13 protein-coding genes and 1 tRNA gene are annotated in these 19,065 nt (G+C 69.1%); 1 reads left to right on the top strand and 13 read right to left on the bottom strand.

The window, feature by feature from the left end; genetic code table 11:
• Positions 1-1,740 (bottom strand): gamma-glutamyltransferase family protein, encoded by a 1,740-nt coding sequence (locus tag Q0044_RS07295; RefSeq protein ID WP_298161157.1) that lies wholly within the window; start codon positions 1,738-1,740, stop codon positions 1-3.
• Between the two features lie 167 nt (positions 1,741-1,907).
• On the opposite strand from Q0044_RS07295, the gene Q0044_RS07290 reads away from it, so the two are divergent.
• Positions 1,908-1,984, top strand: a tRNA-Arg gene (locus tag Q0044_RS07290).
• Between the two features lie 163 nt (positions 1,985-2,147).
• Here the strand turns inward: Q0044_RS07290 and Q0044_RS07285 are convergent.
• The 12 genes from Q0044_RS07285 to Q0044_RS07230 are packed head-to-tail and all read right to left on the bottom strand — an operon-like array spanning position 2,148 to position 19,027.
• Positions 2,148-2,897 carry a hypothetical protein gene (locus Q0044_RS07285; protein ID WP_298161155.1) on the bottom strand — a complete coding sequence of 250 codons (750 nt, stop codon included), beginning with the start codon at positions 2,895-2,897 and terminating at the stop codon, positions 2,148-2,150.
• Positions 2,894-3,430, bottom strand: a complete 537-nt coding sequence (locus tag Q0044_RS07280) for a hypothetical protein (RefSeq protein WP_298161153.1) — start codon at positions 3,428-3,430, stop codon at positions 2,894-2,896. The genes Q0044_RS07285 and Q0044_RS07280 overlap by 4 nt, the downstream gene beginning before the upstream one ends.
• 26 nt (positions 3,431-3,456) lie before the next feature.
• A complete protein-coding gene (locus Q0044_RS07275; protein ID WP_298161152.1) occupies positions 3,457-4,074 on the bottom strand; it encodes a DUF1353 domain-containing protein in 618 nt (205 codons plus the stop codon).
• On the bottom strand, positions 4,071-4,526 hold the full coding sequence (locus Q0044_RS07270) for a D-Ala-D-Ala carboxypeptidase family metallohydrolase (protein ID WP_298161150.1): 456 nt from the start codon (positions 4,524-4,526) through the stop codon (positions 4,071-4,073). Before Q0044_RS07270 ends, Q0044_RS07275 begins: the two co-directional genes overlap by 4 nt.
• Positions 4,523-4,930 (bottom strand): hypothetical protein, encoded by a 408-nt coding sequence (locus Q0044_RS07265; protein WP_298161149.1) that lies wholly within the window; start codon positions 4,928-4,930, stop codon positions 4,523-4,525. The genes Q0044_RS07270 and Q0044_RS07265 overlap by 4 nt, the downstream gene beginning before the upstream one ends.
• A complete protein-coding gene (locus tag Q0044_RS07260; protein WP_298161147.1) occupies positions 4,930-7,608 on the bottom strand; it encodes a hypothetical protein in 2,679 nt (892 codons plus the stop codon). Before Q0044_RS07260 ends, Q0044_RS07265 begins: the two co-directional genes overlap by 1 nt.
• Positions 7,605-10,286: a hypothetical protein gene (locus Q0044_RS07255; RefSeq protein WP_298161145.1), complete on the bottom strand. Its 2,682-nt coding sequence runs from the start codon at positions 10,284-10,286 to the stop codon at positions 7,605-7,607. Before Q0044_RS07255 ends, Q0044_RS07260 begins: the two co-directional genes overlap by 4 nt.
• Positions 10,287-10,335: 49 nt before the next feature.
• Entirely contained in the window at positions 10,336-13,407 is a 3,072-nt protein-coding gene (locus tag Q0044_RS07250) for a transglycosylase SLT domain-containing protein (RefSeq protein WP_298161143.1), read from the bottom strand.
• The gene (locus Q0044_RS07245) at positions 13,407-15,818 is read right to left on the bottom strand and encodes a hypothetical protein (protein ID WP_298161142.1); all 2,412 of its coding nucleotides are present in this window, start codon (positions 15,816-15,818) and stop codon (positions 13,407-13,409) included. Before Q0044_RS07245 ends, Q0044_RS07250 begins: the two co-directional genes overlap by 1 nt.
• Positions 15,819-16,376, bottom strand: a complete 558-nt coding sequence (locus Q0044_RS07240) for a hypothetical protein (RefSeq protein ID WP_298161140.1) — start codon at positions 16,374-16,376, stop codon at positions 15,819-15,821.
• Entirely contained in the window at positions 16,366-16,821 is a 456-nt protein-coding gene (locus tag Q0044_RS07235) for a GNAT family N-acetyltransferase (protein ID WP_298161138.1), read from the bottom strand. The genes Q0044_RS07240 and Q0044_RS07235 overlap by 11 nt, the downstream gene beginning before the upstream one ends.
• Positions 16,814-19,027: a phage tail protein gene (locus Q0044_RS07230; protein WP_298161136.1), complete on the bottom strand. Its 2,214-nt coding sequence runs from the start codon at positions 19,025-19,027 to the stop codon at positions 16,814-16,816. The genes Q0044_RS07235 and Q0044_RS07230 overlap by 8 nt, the downstream gene beginning before the upstream one ends.
• Positions 19,028-19,065: the final 38 nt, after the last annotated feature.

Here is a 19,065-nt window from a genome sequence, read left to right as displayed (position 1 = left end):
CTATTCGGTGCGGGCCACGCCTTCGCGGCGGTCATCGGCGCCGCCGTCCCAGTGATCGCCGCGCCAGATCGCGCCATGCAGGCCCGAGGTCTCCGACGCATTGGGCTGGAGCACGATGCCGTTCCTCGCCAGGCCCTCGGTCAGGGTCGGTCCGAAGCGCGCTGTGTCCGCCCCGAAGCCCGGCCCCCGGGCGACCAGGTTGGGCAGGTCGAACGTGGCCTGGACCGGCAGGCCCCAGATCAGGGTCCCGATCAGGGCCTTGGCATTATAGGCCAGGATCGCCGAGCCTCCCGGCGACCCCATGGCTCCGACGAGGCGACCCTGCCGGTCCAGGATGATGATCGGCGACATCGACGACCGCGGCCGCTTGCCCGCCGCCACGGCGTTGGCGACCGGCGCGCCCTCCGCCGTCGTCGGCGAGAAGGAGAAATCGGTCAGCTGGTTGTTGAGGAAGAAACCCGCGGCCATCCGGCCCGAGCCGAAGATGCTCTCGACCGTCGTGGTCATGGAGACGGCGTTCCCCTCAGCATCCACCACCACCATGTGCGAGGTGCCCGCCGGCTCGCGCGTGCCGTCGGGTGCGCGGAACACGCCTCCGGGGGGCGTCCCGGCCATGGCGGCGGCGGTCGATGCGGGGGCCAGGGCCGAGCGCGCAGCGACATAGTCGGGGTCGAGCAGACCCGCGACAGGCACGCCGACGAAGGCCGGGTCGGCGACATAGCGGTCGCGGTCCGCATACATCAGCCGCTGCAGCTGGGCGAACAGGGTCCAGGCGTCGGCGCTGGTCGCGCCCTCGGCCAGGATCGGGGCGGAGGTGGAGGTCTCGGCCATGGCCATCAGTTGCAGCAGGGCCACCCCGCTGGACGGCGGCGGCGGCACGCAGAGGACATAGACCCGGAACGGACGGCACAGGGCGTCGCGCGCGACCGGGCGATAGGCCGCGAGGTCGGCGACGCTGAGCGAGCCCGGACGCGGCTCGGCATGGACGGTGTCGACGATGGCCTCGGCGATCGGACCGCTGCGCAGGGCCTGAATCCCGTCCCGGGCGATCGTCGCCACCGTTTCCGCATAGGCGGGGTTCCTGAGCGTGTCGCCGGCGACGTAACGGGTCCCGTCAGGCTTCGTGAAATACTCGGTCGCCCAGCGCGTCCTGGCCTGTCCGCCCCCGGCGATGAACCCGGCCAGACGGGGGCTGACGGTGAAGCCGTCGCGCGCCAGTCGTTCGGCGTCTCCGAACAGGGACGACCAGGCCAGGCTTCCGTGGGCCTCCTGCGCCATGGCGAGGGCTGCGACGGCGCCCGGCGCGCCGGTCGATCGGCCGCTCAGCACCGCGTCGAAGAAGGAGAGGGGTGCGCCGTTCTCGTAGAACAGCTCGGGCGTCGCGTCGGACGGCGCCGTCTCGCGACCGTCGTAGGTGGTGACCTCCTGGGTGTCCGCGTCATAGACCATGATGAAGGCCCCGCCGCCGAGGCCCGACGACTGGGGCTCGACCAGGCCCAGCACGGCCTGGACCGCGACCGCGGCGTCCACCGCCGAACCGCCCCGTCGCAGCACCGCCATCCCCGCCTCGACCGCCAGCGGGTTGGCCGCCGCCACGAAGGGGCCGCGCGCCGGCGCCGTGTCCGGAGCCTCGACGACCCGGGCGGGGGCGGCGGCGTCGCCGACCGTCGCCGTCTGGCATCCGGTCAGGGACAGGGCCACGGCGGCGACGAGCAGGGGACGGAAAGGCGACTTCGACATGAACATCTGGAGGACAGCCCGAAAAGCACTGACGCGGAGAGGCGTTCCTTCCGACCTAAGCCCCGCTGTCCGCCTCGCCAAGCACCGGTTTTACAAAGTCTCGAAAACCGGGTTGCGCCCGCGAAGACGACCCGCTAGATACCCGCCCTCGCCGTAAAGGCCTGTGCGCGCCCGTAGCTCAGCTGGATAGAGCATCAGACTACGAATCTGAGGGTCGGACGTTCGAATCGTTCCGGGCGCGCCAAACTTCCCGTGATGAAACAGAGACCTAGCCCTTCGGGCGACAGTCCGCATCGAGAACTTACCCAGAACAATGAGCTTTGTGAAAAGGCTCACGTGAGCTTTTCGGATTTGCGACCATGACTGAGGCTAGGCCGAACGCCTCCGCCGGCACTGGCGGGCGCGGGTCAGGTCAGCCGCAGGCGCAGGGCGATGACCGAGCCGGTCGGGGTGTTTGCCGTGGCCGTGCCGCTGAAGGCTTGCGAGATCCCTACGGCGCTGCTGGCCTGGGATGTGATCGGCAGATAGTTGAACCCGTGCGACATATCGTTGCCCTGCGTCGTCGAGTTGTTTCCGATCAGGGTCATGGGCACTGCCGAGTTCAACAGCATCGCTGCGTTCGGAGCGCAGACATCGCCATTCGCCGCGAGGGCGGTCACGACATAGTCGCCCGACACAAGAGGCAGGGCAGACCCGAAGCTCTCATCCCACGTCGTGGCGGGCGTCGCCTCAACGGCGCTGGCAGGGGTGACCGCCCACGTCCCGGCTGTCTTGCGGAACCCAACGATCTGGCCCTGCGAACAGATCGGCGACCCCGAAAGGGTTACGGTCAGTGACGCGCCTTCGCTTCCGTCTGCGATCCTCGTGTAGACATACGCCCGGAAAGACCCGCTATCCGCGCCATCAACGCCGATGCCGCCGATGCGATCGGCTTGATAGGTCCAGCCAGGAACAGAGCTGACGTCAACCCCGGTGTTCTTAAACGAGACGCTAAGCACAAGCAGATCGCCCGGCTGAACCCCTGTCGGGATGGCATATCCAGGCCCACTATTGGTGGATCCGGAGTTATACGCCCCCGCGCCGACGTAAGTGATGACCTTGGGGGTGTCGGCCCGACGCCCCAGCACTGCCCGGCCAATGGCGCTCGCGAGGTTCACAGTTGCACGAAGCCCAGCAGGGCCGTTATACCGGCCGCCGTGTGGGTCGGAGCGCCCCGCGTGATGGCAGCCAGATACAGGTCGCGGGTCGCCGCGCCAGCCTCAGCGAGGACCGGCTTGATCGTCGGCGTGGCGACCCGGATGCCCCCCAGGTCGATCCAGTCGCCCGCGACGACGCTGCACACGAGCTGGGCCTGGTTTGCGATCAGGTTGGCGTCGGAAATGTTGGGCGCGGTGTTGATCGTGCCGAACGCCACATTGCCCGAGCAGAGGAATATATCCATCGCCAGCCCCTGGTCGTCGCCGTCATAGAGGGTCAGCGACTGCAGGATCGCGCGACCGCCCACCGCCGGCACGGCGTTGGCGATGGTCGCCGGATTGAACAGGACGTCGCCGGACGTGTAGCCCACGGTGTCCAGCACCGGCTGGATCGCGATGACGTCCCCGGGCGTCGATCCGCCGCCGCCGATCGCGGTCGCCAGGGCGGCGATCGAGGCGTCGCCGATCTCGGCGGTCGAAGTTCCTGCACCCATAGTTCTCTCTCCTCTGACTGGCGGCCCTAGCGGCCCCAGCCGTTGCCGCCGCCCATGCGGACGGCGCGATGAATGATGGCGCGGTCCAGGCGCTTGGGCTCGCCGTCCGAGCGGTCGGCGGCAATGGCGATCATGGCGTCGCGCAGCATGTCGTCGGACTGGGCGCGGGTGAATGCAGGCCACGGCCCACCCATCTGGGCGACCAGCTGGTGATAGGCCGCGATCTGTTCGGGCGTGAACATCGGCACGCGTTCGCCCCGGATCAGGACCGTGCACATAGCCGGGTCCTGCGTCCCCTTGGTCAGATAGCTCCAGTCGTGGGGAATGGCGGCCCGCGCCCAGGGACCGAAGGCGGGATACCTGCGTCGGACGAGACGGGGCATGGAGGCGAAGTCAGTCACGAAGCCCGCCGGCACAAGGTTGAAGGTCGGTCCCTCCGGCCCTTCCACGCCCCACGCCAGCGGCTCCAGCATGGCGACCATTTCGCTGCCGTCTTTGGCGTAGTTCAGGATCTCGAACCGCAGGCCGCCGGTCATCCGCGCGGGCTGCAGGCAGGTCCCCGACAGCAGGCCGCCGCCCGCCCGGCCGGGCAGGAGGCTTTCGGTCAGCCCTGTGGCGGCGGCCTCGGCGAGGGCGGGGCTCATTGGCCCACGATCCCCTTCGTGTATCGGGTCCGGCCGCCGACCTTGCGGGCGGTCAGCTTCTGGCCGCGCGTGCCGGGGCCGAAGCCGACGTGGATCCACTGGCCGAACTCTTCGATGATCTGGTCATAGCCGGTCAGGTGCTGGGCCAGATGCGCGGCGACCTCTGCGACCGTGCCGAACTCGGGACAGACGAAATCGACGGCATGGCCGGTGCGGTGCGCCGACGTCCGCGACCCGCCCACGGCCCGGTTCACCGCATCGCTGCGATAGCCCGACAGGACGCGGATCGGCTTGCCGCCCAGCAGGTCGCGCACCTTCTCCATCCGGTTGGCCGTCAGGATCAGCTGATCGACGATCTCCGGCGGCGGCACGTTCGACAGGCCCTTGCGGGCGGCGGTGTTGCTGGCCGTCATCTCGGCCAGGGTGAAGTGATCGGACAGGCGACGGGTCATCTCGTTTTCCTTCGGGGTTCGCTGCCGCCGGTCAGGCCGCTGCGCAGCTGGCGGATCAGGGCCGCCATCTCGCGCCGGGCGCGGCGCAGGTCTTCGGCCAGGGCGTTGCAGCGCGCTTCGCACTCGTCATGCAGGCGGCGGGCCGCATCCATTTCCTTGCGGTGCTCGTCCTTCATGGCCTTCTGGGCGTCACGCAGGGCGTCCAGGTCCTCGCGCATCCCGGCCATCAGGGCGCTGGCATTCTCGATCGACTGCGCGTCCAGCTTGGCCGCGTCGCTGGCCTTCTGTTCCGGCGAGCGGCGCAGGGCGATCCAGCGATCGGCGAACCATTTCAACAGGCCGATCCCGACGGCGATCAGGGCGCCGCCGCCGCCGACGCGGGCGATGTCCAACGGCTCGGCCATCAGACGTTCGCGCGGTAGCGGCCGGACACGACGATCACTGCCCCCGTCGATCCGGCAAATGCGGCGTCAGCGCGCGCGATCCCCAGCACCGCCGAAGCCGCGTCGATGTTGCCACAGATGCCGACGTTCGTGTCTGCCCGCATTCCGGCGAAGGCTTGGCGATACTCGGCCGCGTAAGGCAGGGTGACGAACATCGCGCCCGCTGCCGTTCCTGCGTTTGTGACGGTGATGGTCAGCGTGAACTCGACCATTCCATAGGCGTCCAGCCTGCTGGCCAGAGAAGATGCGACCGTCGTGAACGAACCGGCCGCCGAAGTGACCGTTGGCGTGGTCGTGGCCCAACCGGCAGAGGCTGCGTTGACCTCGCGCGCCAGTTCTTTCCAGCCGGTGGCCGTCATCACCATCCGCATCAGCAAGCCGTTGCGGGCCTGTACGGGCTCAAGCCCGGCGAACTCGTTGTTGCCGGGCGAAACGCCCATCAGGGGCGTACCGGTGAAATGCACATCGACGATGTGGCCGACCTTGGTCGTCTGCCACGTCCCGAAATTCGTGTTGCCGGTGACGACGACATATTCGTCGGAAGGTCGCAGCGGCAGGGGGTCGGCCGAAACGATGGTCCGCGTCTTGCGCTCTTTTTGGCCGTAGCTTCCCAGATACCCCGACGTGGGTTCAGCCGGCAGCGCCAGGCCCCAGCCGTTCAGCCGTCGCGGATTGACGTAGTTTCCAGCCACGTCGGTCGTGAACTCGACGGCGACGCCCGAGCCCGATCCGATCGGATCGAACATCACCGCGTCGTCGATGACCATGGTCCCGGAGGTCTGTTTGAAGACAGGCTGCAGCCGGGTCGTGTTCGTCAGGCCGAGCACAGCACCCCCGGCAAGGGAAAACTGCCCGCCGCCCGAAACCTCGACCGCAGGATAGGTCGAGGAAACCAGAAACGCGCCCGTCCCCATCGTCAGATAGCCGCCCGCCACACGGACCAGCGCCAGCGAGCCCAGGCCTGCACCTGCGATCCAGAATGAGGCGAGCGACAGATGCCCGGCCGCCAGAGACACGGCAAAATCGTCCGCGGCGTCCGAGGTGCTGTAGAGGGCGGCGATCGCCAGCCGGCAGTTTTCAATCTCAAGATTGGCGAACCGGCCGTCCAGCTGAACCGCCGACAGAGTGCCGAACACGCCTTCGCCGCCGGTGTTCTCCAGAATGATCTTGCCCCGGAACGTCGACAGATCCTTGAACTGGAAGCCGTCACACCGCCCGATGCGCGCCGCAACGCGCGTCCCGTCCGAATAGGCGTCCAGCGCCCCACCTTCGAACTGGTAGCCGAAGCACCAGTCATGCAGGCTGTCACCGTGGGTGAAGTCGAGCGATGGCCCCGCCGCGCCCACGCCGCCGATGCGCAGGCCTTCGTTAATATAGCCGCCTTCCGCGCGGCCGATCATCAGCCCCCCGGTGTTGCCGGTCAGATCAGGCCCGTCCCACCCGCCGGTCACACGATGGTCGCCGATCATCAGACGCGAGACATCGGGCGCATAGATCGAGCGCGGGTATTGGAAGAAATGCGACCGCAGCACGACCGCGATCCGCGTCACCGCGCCCGCAACCGCCTGTGTCCCACCGCTGGGCGGTGCGCCGATGGTGACGGTCGGGCTGGACGTGTACCCCTTGCCCTTGCGCACGACCTTGATGCTGGCGATCGAGCCGCCCGACATGATGGGGCGCAGAAGAGCCCCGGTGCCGCCGCCCCCCGTCACCGTGATTACAGGCGGACTGGTGTAGCCGGCGCCGCCGTTGGTGAGGGCCACGGCCGAAATATGGTTGTCGCCGGGCTGGTGGCATACAAAGCCGATATCGTGGAACCCGGCCTGTTGTTCGTCGGCCGTGTCGGGGATGATCATGATGCCGTCGGCATCCATGTCGAAATCGCCGTCGATCTCGAAGAAGCTCTCGGTCTCGCCGTCGCCGGTGATGAAGTTGCCCAGCGACCGATGCGTCACCGGCCGCGTGATCCGATATCCGCCCCCGTTTCGGCCCGGCATTTTCAGGTTGCGATCAACGACCGTCCAGGCATCGACCGCGTCGGACCAGTCATCCAGCGCCGCCTGCGCCCCTGCAATTTTCAGGTGGCCGTATTCGCCCAGAGAAATCGCGTCTTCCTCGCGACGCTCCTTTTCCGTGCGCGCTCCGGCGCCCGCGACCCCCAGGGCGAACAGTCCGCCCGTACCCTCGACCTCATTCGCCTTTTCCAGCGCCGCCGCCGCATTCGCACCGGCCGCTGCGGCGTCTTCGAGGTTGGCGATCGTCGGCGGGGTCGCGCCCGGCGGGACGACGATCGCGCGGCTCAGTTTGGCGTCCAGCTCCTGCGAGATACGCGTCTGTTCGTTCAATCCCTCTTCGACCGATTTCGGGACCATGGTCGGCTGGGTCGGGAAGGCCTTCTTCTGCGCGATCGGCGTGCGCCGACGGATGAAGATGACGGTCCCGTCTTCGGGCGCGCTGACGAACACCACTTGGTCGCCGACCTTGTTGAAGTCCACGCCGAACGTCTGCGCCACGCCGTCGATCGTCACGACCAGGTTGGCCGCGATAGGCGCGGTGAAGCCGATCAGGAACGACGCGGTGACGCCGTCGCCGTCATGGATCGTCTCGGGAACCTCGACTGCAACCGGAAACGTAGTCATCGGCCCACAATCTCGGTCGGTTTGACGATGAAGGCGGCGCCCGTCTCTTCCTCGACCCGCTTCTCGTAGCGGGCGGCCCAACCGGGGCTCAGCCACTCGTTCATGTGCCAGAGCAGGCCCATGTCGAGCGCCTGGCGCGTCCACCACAGGTTCACGAAGGGCGTATTGCCGGTCACGAAACGCAGGGTGTCGGCCCCGGCGTCGCCGAGGCTTTCCTTGCGTTCGTCGCCGGTCAGGTTCGGATCCAGCGCGCCGCGCAGATGGCCGAACAGCTTCAGAGCCTTTTCCGCCTCGCCGACGGCCGGCCCCCCCAACGTCGCGATCGGCGAGCCGCCGAAGCGGTTGTATTCCCCGAACAGGAAGTCGCCGTAGATCCCCAGTCCGCCGCCCTGCAGCCCGGCCGCCAGGAAGGTGTCGAAGCGCGGACGGCCCTCATCGTCAAACAGGGGCCGCATTTCGCGACCCTTGACGATCTGTTTGGCCTGCATCGACACCAGGCCGAAGATCGTCGTGGACAGGATCAGGTGCGCCAGCAGGAAGGCCGGGGCCTTGCCTGCACCGCCGGCCGCCGCCGGACCGACATGGCGACCCATGAACGACAGGGGGAAGGCCCAGAATTGGGTGAACAGCCGCACGGCCTCACCCAGGGTCGTGCCGGGCTTGGTCCCCAGCTTCAGGGCACTGTTCTCGCGCGCCCGCGCTTCCGACAGGGCTGTGTCCAGGGTGTCGCTGATCAGGGTGCGATACCGCAGGCCCAGATCCTCGCGAGCCCGCGCCGCGTTCTCGGGCGTCGCGGCCTTGCCGGTCATGCCCGCCCAGGCGTTCAGCTCTGCGTCCGTCGCCTTGTCCAGGGCGTCAAAGGTCAGATAGGGGCGGCCGTCCTCGGCCGTCTCGACACCCTTCCTCAGGATGTCCCAGCCGCCTTCGTCGATGCCGAACCGTTCCAGCTGCTCGCGCGTGCCGGGTCGCAGCGATGCGAAATCGTTGACCGCCTCGCGGCCGAAGTGAACGCCCAGCATCTGGCCCGCGCCGCGACGCACCCCGTCCGACCAGAACTCGAACCCGTTGGCCTTGTAGAAGAACCGCATGGCCCAGGCCGACCAGCCGATCGGGCCGTCGCCGGCCGCGAACCGCGACGACAGTTCGGCCGCCGCTGAACGCGCACCGACGTCCAGCATGTCGGCGATCTCCCGCCCTTCCGGCCCCTGCAGGCGGGCGACGCCTTTCAGGATGGCGTCATAGCCCTCAAGGAAATCGACGCCGACCCGGCCCATGGTCTGGACCGCGATCGGCGCGTCGGAAAAGGCCGACAGCAACATCCCGCCCAGTTTCGACAGGCTCTGATCCACACGGATCAACCGGCCGACCGTGGCCAGTCTCAGGTTCTCGGGCGCATTGGCCGTGCCGTCGATCTCGTCGAACCGACGGGCCAGGGCGCTGGATCCCAGCGCCTTGCCGACCGTCGTGTCATTGCGGTCGCGGGCGGCCGACAGACCGCGCTGCAGATCCGCCTCGAACGCCGCGCGCGGCGACGGGCCGAAGGTCCGCATCAGGGCGGTGTTGCCCGCCGCGCGGCCCAGCTGGCCGACGACGTCGGCGTAGAGCGAGCGGCTGGCCCCGAACTTCAACCGGTATTCCCGGCGGGCCGTGGCGTCGCGGTAATGCAGGACGCGGCTCTGCGACACGCTGCGCGCCTTCGACGGCGGCGGGCGGAAATCGCCGAGATCGTCGGCGCCCTTCAAGATGGCGTGGCGTCCCGTCACGATGTCCCACCAGACTGCAGCGAGGAAGCGATCACGCGGTGTCGTGGCCTCGCCCAGGAAGGGCAGTTTCACGTCGCCGGCGGCCGCCTCGATGCCGTCGAATGTGCGGGCGTCCAGCCGAGGGACGGTAAAGTCGCGCCATGCCTTAAAGGCCTTCGCAGCCGCCGCATTCTTCGCCGCATCCCAACTCCGGGTCGCGCCCAGCGTCTTGAGATCGGCGATGCCCTTCCAGAAGCCGCCCGCGACCTTGAGCGCGTCGTGGGTCTGGCGGCCGTTGTAGCCTTCCATCTGGGCGATCCAGGCACCCTCGGCGTTCTGCATCGTCCGGGCGCGCTCCATCACCGGGGCCATGGCCTCGGCGACCTTGACCGCCTCGGCGTCGCCCGTCGGGGCGTCCTTGCCGCCGTTGACCCGCGCCAGCTCGATTTCGACCCGGCCTTCGAATTCGCTGTCGAAGAAGCCGTGCCAGGGCGCGACGCGGTCCAGCTGTCCGGTCGCCTTCATCGCCCGATCCAGCTCGCCCCAAAGTTCGGCCTGCAGGGCGCGGCCCTGCGCATCGACCGACAGGCCCCGGCCGAAGCCCAGCGCCTCGTCGCCGACGGTGACGGCGAGCAGCTGGCGATCCTCGCGCCCACCCATCCGCTCATAGGTGCCGGTTCGCCGGATCTGCGCGCGCGTCTGCGCCAGCCGCATGCGGCGCTCGACCAGGCTCATCTTCAGCTCTTCGGCCGTGATTTCCTCGGCCGCCGCTCGCCATCCGGCCGCGTCGTCGAGGTTGGCGTCCGCGCCGGTCCTGCGCTTCTTCGCAGCCGCCAGACGGTCGATGACGGCGTCGATTTCTTCGCCGCTGAACGCCTTCTCCTGCCCCTTGCCCTTCAGGGCGGCACGCACCGGACCACGGCAACGACGGGTCATTGACCCGACCTCAAGTAGCCCGACGGGCGGTAGGTCAACACAGCGAGCGTCATGCCTCGCCTCCTTCGGCAAGACAGGCGGTGGCGGTCTCGATGACCAGATCGAACAGGGAGGGGTCGCGGACGTCGGCGTCGATCGACGCGACGTCGTCTTCGCTGATCAGGCCGCGTTCGACATACAGATCCAGCTCGGCTTCGAGCGCGGCGATGTCGTCTTCCAGATCCTGTGTCTCAGGATCCTTGCCGGCGGCCTGTTCTAGATCTTCACCGTCGGGTCGATCTCTTGGGCTTTCGCCGAGATCCGACCGGCCGCCGCCAGATAGGCGGTCCTGTCCGCGCCCTTGAGCGTCGCCTGCGCCGCCGCCTTCATCCCCGCCGCGATCAGCGCCGGTCCGATCGCCAGCTCGCGCGCCAGAGTCTGCCTGGTCGGCACGGAGGGTCGCTTCGCGGGCTTGCCGCGCGGCGCGTTCGAGGATGGTGGCGGCGTCGAAGGCATGGCTGTCTCCAAAAAGGTCCGGGCCGGGTGTCGTGTCAATGGCCCGCGACGAGGTCTCTCTCAGGGTCGCGGCGATCGTCTCGGCCGAGGCGGGCCGTTTCAGGCCGTCGTCGATGAAGAAGGCCCTCAGATACGACTGGGTCGCGGGCGACAGGGTCTCGCCGCCCAGCAGCCGGTCCTGATCCGCCCAGTCCTCAACCAGCTCGCCCAGTTTCAGCCGGTTGTCGCGGGCGTGGCGCACCAGGGCGACGGCCGCCGTCAGGGCCTCGGTCGTATCCGCACCGGCCGCCAGCTCGCCGCGCGCCGAGGCCGCCCGCATCCGCGCCCAGTCGGGCGCCGCGCCCATCAATCCCTTGCCGATCGCCTTGACCGTGTTCGACTGGGTCTCGAACAGCGCATAGACCAGCGACCGGTCGCCATAGGCGCGCGCCACCATGGCCGCCTGCACGCGCTCGACGCCCGCCTGGCTCAGCCGCTGGGTCGCCCCATCGACCAGGTCGTTTTCCTGCCCCGCCCCGGCCTTGTCGATGAACCGGCGCGCGAAGGCATCGTTGGCGACAGAGGTGATCTCGCCCCCGGCGAACAGCCCCAGATCCGTGTCGTCCAGGGTGTTCGCATCGGCGAAGGCCTGTTCCGTGGCGCTCATCCGTTCGGTGACGTCGCCGTTCATCTCCCGCGCCAGCCGCGTCCGGGCCTGCCCGTCCATCGGCTCGGTCCGGAACCGCACCAGCACCGGCTGATCGAACCCGGCCAGGTCATAGCCCCGGCGTTCCAGCTCGCCCCGATAGGCGGCCGCGACCTTGGTCCCGCGCTCATAGTTCCGGCGCAGCATGATCGACCGTCCATTGCCGCTTTCGACCACGGCCCCGCGCGACAGGATCGGCGCGCCGCTCTCGGCGTCGGGCGAGGCCATCAGGCGGCGCGGATTGAATTCCTTCTCCATGCGCAACAGCCGCGCCTGCGATCCGGCCCGGCCACGATCGCGCGGCTGCAGATCCTCGGGGAAGGCCGGGTTGCGGATCAGATCGTCGTCATGGCTGGTGATCATGTCCCGCGCCTCGACGATGGCGTAGCGAACCGGGATCTCGGTCCCGCGCACGGTCACCGCGACGTCGTCGCCCACCCCGTCCAGCGGCCGCGCTTTGATCTCCACGGCCGCATCGGGCGTCTCGTCCAGCGCCGGCCGCGCCCGCCCGCCGATCTGCAGCTCGATGTCGATCAGCGGCCCGACCGACACCTGGCGATCGGCGGCCATGTCCTCGACCGCCCGCGCCAGAGCCCCGGCACGCGCCTCATCGTTGAGCAGGCTCACGGCCTGCGGCGGGGTTTCGAACGCAGCCTCAACCCTAGCCCCGGAACCGACGCCGGGCTCTCCGACCTCACGGCCGAGACGGGCAAAGACCTCGCGGGGATAGCGGGCGCTGCGCGGATTGTTACGGCCGACGCGGGCCAACCAGGCCTCCCGGCTGATCGCCCCGGTGCGCGGGTCGCCGTGGCGCTGGATCCAGCGATCCACATTGCCTTCGCCCGCGTGATAGGCGGTGACGGCCAGGAACTGATCGCCGTCATAGCGGGCGGTCAGCATCCCCATGTATTCGTCGGACAGGCGCACGTTGTAATCGACATCGTTGAGCAGCCGGTTCGCATCGAACGGAATGCCCAGCCGCCGAGCCATGGCCCTGGCCGTGTCCGGCAACAGCTGCAGCGCCCCGACCGCCCCGCCGCCCGCCGGTCCAGCCCCGTCCGGATCCCGGCTCACCTGACGCGGATTGCCGCCGGTCTCCTGCGCCATCATCGCCCGCCTCAGATCGACGGGCGCGATCGGCGACAGGTTCGGCGCGGTCGCGCTCCCGGCCGAGGAGGCGGCGCGTGTGACACGGGGGCTTCCAAACGACGCAGGAGACACCTCCGGGGGTCGCCAGCCTATCGCGTCCAGACCGCCCCTGACCGAGGCCCCGAACAGCGCATTCGTGCCCACGCCGACCATCAGATCGTTCAGGTCATAGTCGCGACCCTCACGCTGGCCCGCCAGATAATAGGCCAGGCCTTCCTGAGCCCCGCCGATCACCGCGCCTTCGACTGCACCGACGGCGAGGCCGCGCGCCGTTGCCACGCCGCGACTGGCGGCCGAGGCGATGCCCAGGCGGGTCAACAAGGCCTCCTGGCCGATGCCGGGGATCAGGTTGAACGGCACGGTGACGGGATCCACCATCCCGCCCAGAAGCTGGGTCCCCAACGCTTCCAGCGGGGTGATCCGGTTCGCGCCGGTGTTCCGTGACAGGATGTCCATTCGGCCCAGCTCGTCGCGCTTGGCCGACTGTCTCCACGCAGCCTCCCGCTCGCTCACCGGCCTGTCGAACGTGAGGCGGCCTTCGATCCCGAACCGCTCTGTGGCCTGTTCCGGCGTGAGCATCGGCGACCGTTCGCTCAGACCAAGCGCTTCACTGGCGTCATCCCACCGGCGCATCCCTTCGCGAACGACGAGGTCCGTCAGACTTCCGTTGGGACCGCCATAAGCGAACACATTGCCCACGACGTGCCGCGACGCGGGCGTGGCGCTGGCCAGGGCGTCAATCTCTTCCAGGGTGGCGGTCGGCGCGCTCGCGCCCGGCAGGACCTGTTGCATCAGCGGCGCTCAGGCGCTCGACCCGGGCGGGAAGCGCGTTCGAGCAGCTGCGCCCACGTCATCGTGACGCTGGACCCGGCGGCGTTGACGACTGGCACCATCTGTCCGGCCGGGCCGGGCACGACCAGCATCAGGCCGCCGTCGTCCGGGGTGGAGATCCAGCGGCCGTTCGAGGCGACATTGTCGGCGTAGCGGCTGCGTTTGTAGGCGTCGTCGAGATCAGGCTCCCGACCGGCGGCATATAGGCCTGCCCCCGCGCGGCCGACCAGGTCGGTCACAGCCCGGAACGCACCCAGCGAGATCGCGTCCGGGGCCGCCTCGGAAGTTCGGCCGACGGGAGTGACCCCGCCGACAGCGCGGATCTGGTTGCCCATCCGTTCAGCCGGCGATCGAATGGCGACGACGTGACTTCCCTGAGCGAGGGAGGCGGGCATGCGCCAGCCGTTCTCAAAACGGTAGTTGCTCAAATAGGCGGCCGTCGCTTCGCGAGCTGCACGATCCGGGTTCATCCCGTCAGCGACATGGGCGGCCGCCACGGTCTCGATACCGGTCACCAGGGCATCGCTGGCGGCCACGCCGCCGACGAGAGGGCGCATGGTTTCCAGCAGGGGCGCGAGACGTTCGACCACTTCGCTGCGGGTCTGACGTCGGACCGTCGGCGTCAGTCCGACATTCCCGCGCGCCCGTGCGCGGGCGTAATCGCCGAGCCGCACCGGATCCCCGTTCGCGACACCCAGGATCGCCGCGTCGGCGGGCGACAGGCCCTCGCGTGTCAGCTCTGTCAGGATCTGGCCTTCGTGACCGCCGAACTGCCCGACCATGGCCGAGGCCGTCTGCAGGGCGGTCAGGACATCTGGACCGGCCGCATCCTTGACCAGACCAGCCACCCGCCGGGCCTCTTCGACCGGCAGGATCCGGCGGCCTGTCGACGGCACACCCATGGCGGCCTGACGTCGTAGGGCGTCGTTCGCCCAGAGCTGGGCATTGGTCGGGGTCCGGGCGCCCTGATACTGACGCCAGAGCGAGGCGCTGGTTTCGTTGACCTGAACGGCGGCGGCCGGGTCGGTCTGCTGTTGCTGGCGGATCGCCGTCAGGGAGCCGACCGCACGTTGATAGGCGGCGAGGCGATCGTCATAATCCGGCGCGCCTTCGGCCGGGCGCAGGCTCGCGACGCGGCGGTCCTGTTCCGCCGGGGGCAGGGCCAGCAGGCCGCGCGTCGTCTCGAACACCGATCGCGACAGGGCGACCTGACGCCGGAATTGCTGGGCCGCGACCGGACCGCCGGCCGCAAGCGCATCGGCCTCGGTCAGGCCAGTGGTGGCCCCGGTGTTTTCCAGACTGGCGACCTCTGCGCTCAGCCTGTCGGAAAACGTGTCGGCCGCCAGCTGGCGCTGCACGCTTTCCGCCTCGGCCTGGGCACGGGCCTGCGCCTGCAGCGCCTCGCCGCGCACCTGGGCCTTCCGTTCGGATCCAAGGCGGTCGTCCCAGACGCCGCTGTCGATTTCGGTCAGGACCGATTGCCAGTCGCCGCCCTGCAGGATCCCCTGAAAACGGGCGACGGCCAGTTCGCGGCCAAAGTCAGTCCGCACGACCTCGGCCAGCTGGGCGGGCTGTTCCGCTGCCAGGACTTCGAGCTGATTGAGGGCATCGTCATATCGGCCCGGATCCGTGATCACGGTCGAGATCAGGGCGTCAGCCGTTTTTTGCGTCGTCGTCGCCTGCCAGGCCTGACGAGTGTTCTCTTCCAGGCTTTGCAGCCGGATCCACTCGCTCGCGCGGCTCGATGCGATCGAGACGGCCATGGCGTCGCGGGTGGCTTCTGGTGCGGCGGCCAGCGCCTTTTGCGCCTCTTCGTCGAACGCGGCAAGAGCGCTGTCGGCCAGACCGGCCTGAGAGCCGTCGAACCCATTTCGCAACGCGACGAAGCGGCTGGCGTATGCCGCGCCCACGGCCGTGGAACGGTTGATCGCGTCGATCCGCGTCGTCCGCTCCGTCGCCTCCCTCTGACGCTCGCCCGACCGTTGGCTCTCGACCCGGATCGCCGCCTCGAACTGTTCCGTCCGCCGGTTGGGCCGCATCCGCTCGAACGCCCGGCGGGCGTCGGGATCCGTGATCGCCTCGGCGGCGGCGGCCGTCATCCCGTCGAAACGCGCCATCTGTTCGCGGGCGAAGCCGGGGGAGCGCCCGTCATAGGTCTGGGCCGCCGGCTGATAGACGGCGTCGAACTCCAGTTGGGTCCGGTCAAACGCTTCGGCCGCCGTCCGGTCGGCCGTGTTGGCCATCCCGCGCGCGGTCCGGCCCAGGGCGTCGCCGACGGCCGACAGGCCCAGGTCGCCGGTCTGCGCCAGACGGCCGTTCGCCGTGGGCGTGCGGGGCGCGTTCGTTGCCGCCCGGGTAGGGATTGCGACCATCTACCAGACCCCGCGCATATTCGGAGCGGGGGCCGAGATCCGGGGCATGCCGCCGCCGAAACCCGTGCGCCCGACCATCCCGGTGCCGCGCAGTCGGCGTTTGGCGATCGCGTCGCTCAGCAGCGTCCCGTCGCCCGCCCCGTTCGGCGCACCGGCCAGCTGCGCCCCGGCCTGCAGAGCCTTGCCGAACGCGGCGAAATTCCCCTGTCTCTTGGCCTGACGCGCCTCCGCCATCAGGGCGCGGCTGGCGTTATCGCCCTGAACCGCGATCCGGTTGACCTCATAGGTCTGCTGTCGCGACAGATCCCGCAGGACATCGAGCGCGGATCCGGCCACGCCGCCGTCCTTGGCCGCCAGGGTCACGCCTTGGCTCAACTGGCGCGCGCTGTCTTCCAGCGACAGCTGGGCCTCGATCCCGGCATCCTGTCGCGCGGCCTCGGCCTGGTTTCTCAGGACCGAGGACTGATAGCGGCTCGACGCGAAGGCATTGACGCCCTCGGCTGCGCTTCCGGCCGCGCCCGCCACGGCGGCCGCCAGGGCCATGGTCTCAAGCCCCATCGGTCTTTCCCTTCACGACCATCGCCATCGTCCAGTAGTCGGAGCCGTCCGGTCCCCAGGCGACAGCCACGCCCTCGCAGACGAAGCCCAGCCGCTCGTTGAACCGGCGCGCCACCGGCATGGAGACGGGCACATGGCTTTCGATCCGGCGCGCACCATGACGGTTGATGGCGGTCCACAGGCCCATGGTGCAGGCATCCAGAACCGCGCGACGCGCAGCGCCCGAGATCTCGCCGACCCATGTCCAGGCCAGCCAGCGCCCCTTGCCGCATTCGAACAGACCGCCGCAGCCGATCGGGATGCCGCGTTCCTGCAGCGTCCAGGCCAGGCCCGGAGGCGCGCCGGCTTTCAGCGCCTCGTCCATACTGTCGAACTCGTGCGCCACGGCTGCGCGTGGCGTGATCAGCAGGGCGTCCCCCGCGACGTAGCGGCGCAGCTCAATCATCGGTCTGCACCGAGGCGCGGACCGCCCTCAGGGTCACGGGCCAGCAATCGTCAGTCTGGACGCGCCAGCGCGCGTCGCGACCGGTCGCGCCTCCGACCGAACATTTGAACACCTGGCTCACCGGGACAGGATTGGTCGCCCAGGGCTTGCCCCCTTCCGTCTCCTTCGGACCGTCGCCGAACGAGACCTCGGCCTCGACGCAGTCGGCCAGATAGACGGTGACCTTCAACACCCGCTGCAACGCGCCCGCCGTCTCGCCTGGGCCTCCGACGTCCAGCGGCAGGCTCTCGGCCATCCAGAGATAGCGCAGGCCGACACAGGCCTTGGTCAGGGTCGAGCCTTCCGGCGTCGAGATCTCGCCGTCCCCGGTCACGACCGCGTCGAAGATCAGCGTGCCTTCGTTGCCGAACACCCGCACCGTCTCCCCGGCCAGATGCTCAAGCCCGTCGAGCGTCGAAACCGCCGCCCCGGTGTAGAATTTGCAGCCGTCCAGATAGACGATCTGATCCAGCCCATCGCCGTCACGCCAGCGCGCGGCCTGCCGCCAGATCCTGCGCTGTGTCTCCCCGTCCTTCTCGCGGATCACGGCCAGCCAAAGGACGTCGCGGCCGTCGCCGTCGGTGATCACGGCCGCGCTCTCGACCTTGAAGCCGCCGGGCAGGGGTTGGCGCGCCCAGCCGAATTGGTTCTGTTTCGGCTGATAGGTCACAGCCAGCAGAGAGCCCTGCTGTGTCCAGATCCAGCCGACCTTGTCGGGATTGGCGGCCCAGACGATCCCGGCGACCCGCTCCGACACCAGATCCTCGACGAACAGCGCCAGGTCCGCGTCCTGAACCCCGGCCTCGCTCGTGGCCTTGATGAAGCTCAGACCCCGCCCGCCGCGCGGCGCGAACAGAACCCCGTCGTGGGCGATGGCCGGGGCCACGTCCGAACAGCCGCCGCCCGATGCGACCGTGCGCGCACGGTTGTCGGCCGGGGTCAGGGGATCTTCGAGCGTGGACGCCATGATGACGCCCTGCCGCGAGGTCGTGCCGAACATCAGCGGCCCGGCCGGGGCCAGCCATTCGATCGGATCGCCGCCGCCCCGGATCGGCTTCCTGATCGCGTCATCGTCCAGAACCCGGCCGCTGCCCTGGCCGGGGTAAAAGTCCAGGTAGTCGGGGCCGTATCCGCCGACGCGGGTCAGGTGATAGACCCCGGGCTCGCTGCGGGATCCGCTGAGGGCCACGCGATCGTCGTCAGTCAGGGCGATATGGCCGGGCCAGCCCAGCCGCTCGCTGAAAGCTCCGAAGGCCCAGCGCGACGAGGCGACGAAGGCGACCGACGCCGGGCTCGTCACCTTGGCCCGGTCGCTGGAAATCACCCAGCCGGGCAGGGTGTTCAGCACCACGGCCGTCACCGTGGTCGCGTCGGTGAAGGCCGAGATCTGGACCACGCCCGCGCCGTCGCTCAGGAATGTCCAGAACATGGCACCGTCCGAGACGGATCCCGCGTCATGGATCGGCGCGGCCGTGCCGGACTTCTTGTCGGAGCCGGGCGCGACGTAGAGCTTGCCGTCGCTCTGCACCAGCTCGTTCGCCTTGTAGTCGGTCGCCGGGGTCCAGGACGAACAGCTGGGTTGACCGTCGGCCAGGCGCAGCCGGATCTTCTCGCCGACCATTTCTGCGGTGAAGGCGGCGAAGTTGGCGATCAGGGTCACCGTGCCGGTCAGGGCCGAGGCCGCAATCGTCAGGGCCTTGTCGCCGTTTTCGGTGCGCCACGGCCCGTTGCGGGTGTCGAGACCGCCATAGGACCAGTCGGTCGCGCCATGACGCTGCAGCAGCTGCGGGGCCAGCGTCCGGCTCTTGTGGGTCAGGTAGAGGACGTCGTTCGACTGGTCGAAGCCCAGACCGGCGACGGCCGTGTGCGGATAGGCCGTGACGACTTCATAGGGATCGCCGCCGTCCATGACAGGGGCGCCGTCCGGGCTGCGGAAGCGCGCATAGCCCTCGCCCATTTCGATCATCAGCTGATCCCCCGCCGAGCGGCGGAACGGGATCAGCCGACAGGCCGTGTCCTGAAACTTCGGCGCGCCCTCGTCGATGAAGCCGGCGCGACGACGGAACGATCCGAGGGTCGAGGGGATGCCGTTGACCGCGTCGCCGAGCGACCCGGTATAGACTTCAAGATCGACGCGGCCGTGGGCTTCCTCGTCGAGGATCCCCATCGCGAAATTCGATTGAAAGGCCCGCCCGCGCATGGCGA

The sequence above is a fragment of the Brevundimonas sp. genome, from assembly GCF_027484365.1.
Classification (GTDB): Bacteria; Pseudomonadota; Alphaproteobacteria; order Caulobacterales; family Caulobacteraceae; genus Brevundimonas.
The sequence above is the reverse complement of the archived record's forward strand: the minus strand, read 5'-3'. Positions and strand labels throughout refer to the sequence as shown.

Coding starts and splice junctions, on each gene's coding strand:
- Q0044_RS07295 (WP_298161157.1), bottom strand. CDS start 1,740: ATGTCGAAGTCGCCTTTCCGTCCCCTGCTCGTCGCCGCCGTGGCCCTG.
- Q0044_RS07280 (WP_298161153.1), bottom strand. CDS start 3,430: ATGGGTGCAGGAACTTCGACCGCCGAGATCGGCGACGCCTCGATCGCC.
- Q0044_RS07275 (WP_298161152.1), bottom strand. CDS start 4,074: ATGAGCCCCGCCCTCGCCGAGGCCGCCGCCACAGGGCTGACCGAAAGC.
- Q0044_RS07270 (WP_298161150.1), bottom strand. CDS start 4,526: ATGACCCGTCGCCTGTCCGATCACTTCACCCTGGCCGAGATGACGGCC.
- Q0044_RS07265 (WP_298161149.1), bottom strand. CDS start 4,930: ATGGCCGAGCCGTTGGACATCGCCCGCGTCGGCGGCGGCGGCGCCCTG.
- Q0044_RS07260 (WP_298161147.1), bottom strand. CDS start 7,608: ATGACTACGTTTCCGGTTGCAGTCGAGGTTCCCGAGACGATCCATGAC.
- Q0044_RS07255 (WP_298161145.1), bottom strand. CDS start 10,286: ATGACCCGTCGTTGCCGTGGTCCGGTGCGTGCCGCCCTGAAGGGCAAG.
- Q0044_RS07250 (WP_298161143.1), bottom strand. CDS start 13,407: ATGCAACAGGTCCTGCCGGGCGCGAGCGCGCCGACCGCCACCCTGGAA.
- Q0044_RS07245 (WP_298161142.1), bottom strand. CDS start 15,818: ATGGTCGCAATCCCTACCCGGGCGGCAACGAACGCGCCCCGCACGCCC.
- Q0044_RS07240 (WP_298161140.1), bottom strand. CDS start 16,376: ATGGGGCTTGAGACCATGGCCCTGGCGGCCGCCGTGGCGGGCGCGGCC.
- Q0044_RS07235 (WP_298161138.1), bottom strand. CDS start 16,821: ATGATTGAGCTGCGCCGCTACGTCGCGGGGGACGCCCTGCTGATCACG.
- Q0044_RS07230 (WP_298161136.1), bottom strand. CDS start 19,027: ATGGGGATCCTCGACGAGGAAGCCCACGGCCGCGTCGATCTTGAAGTC.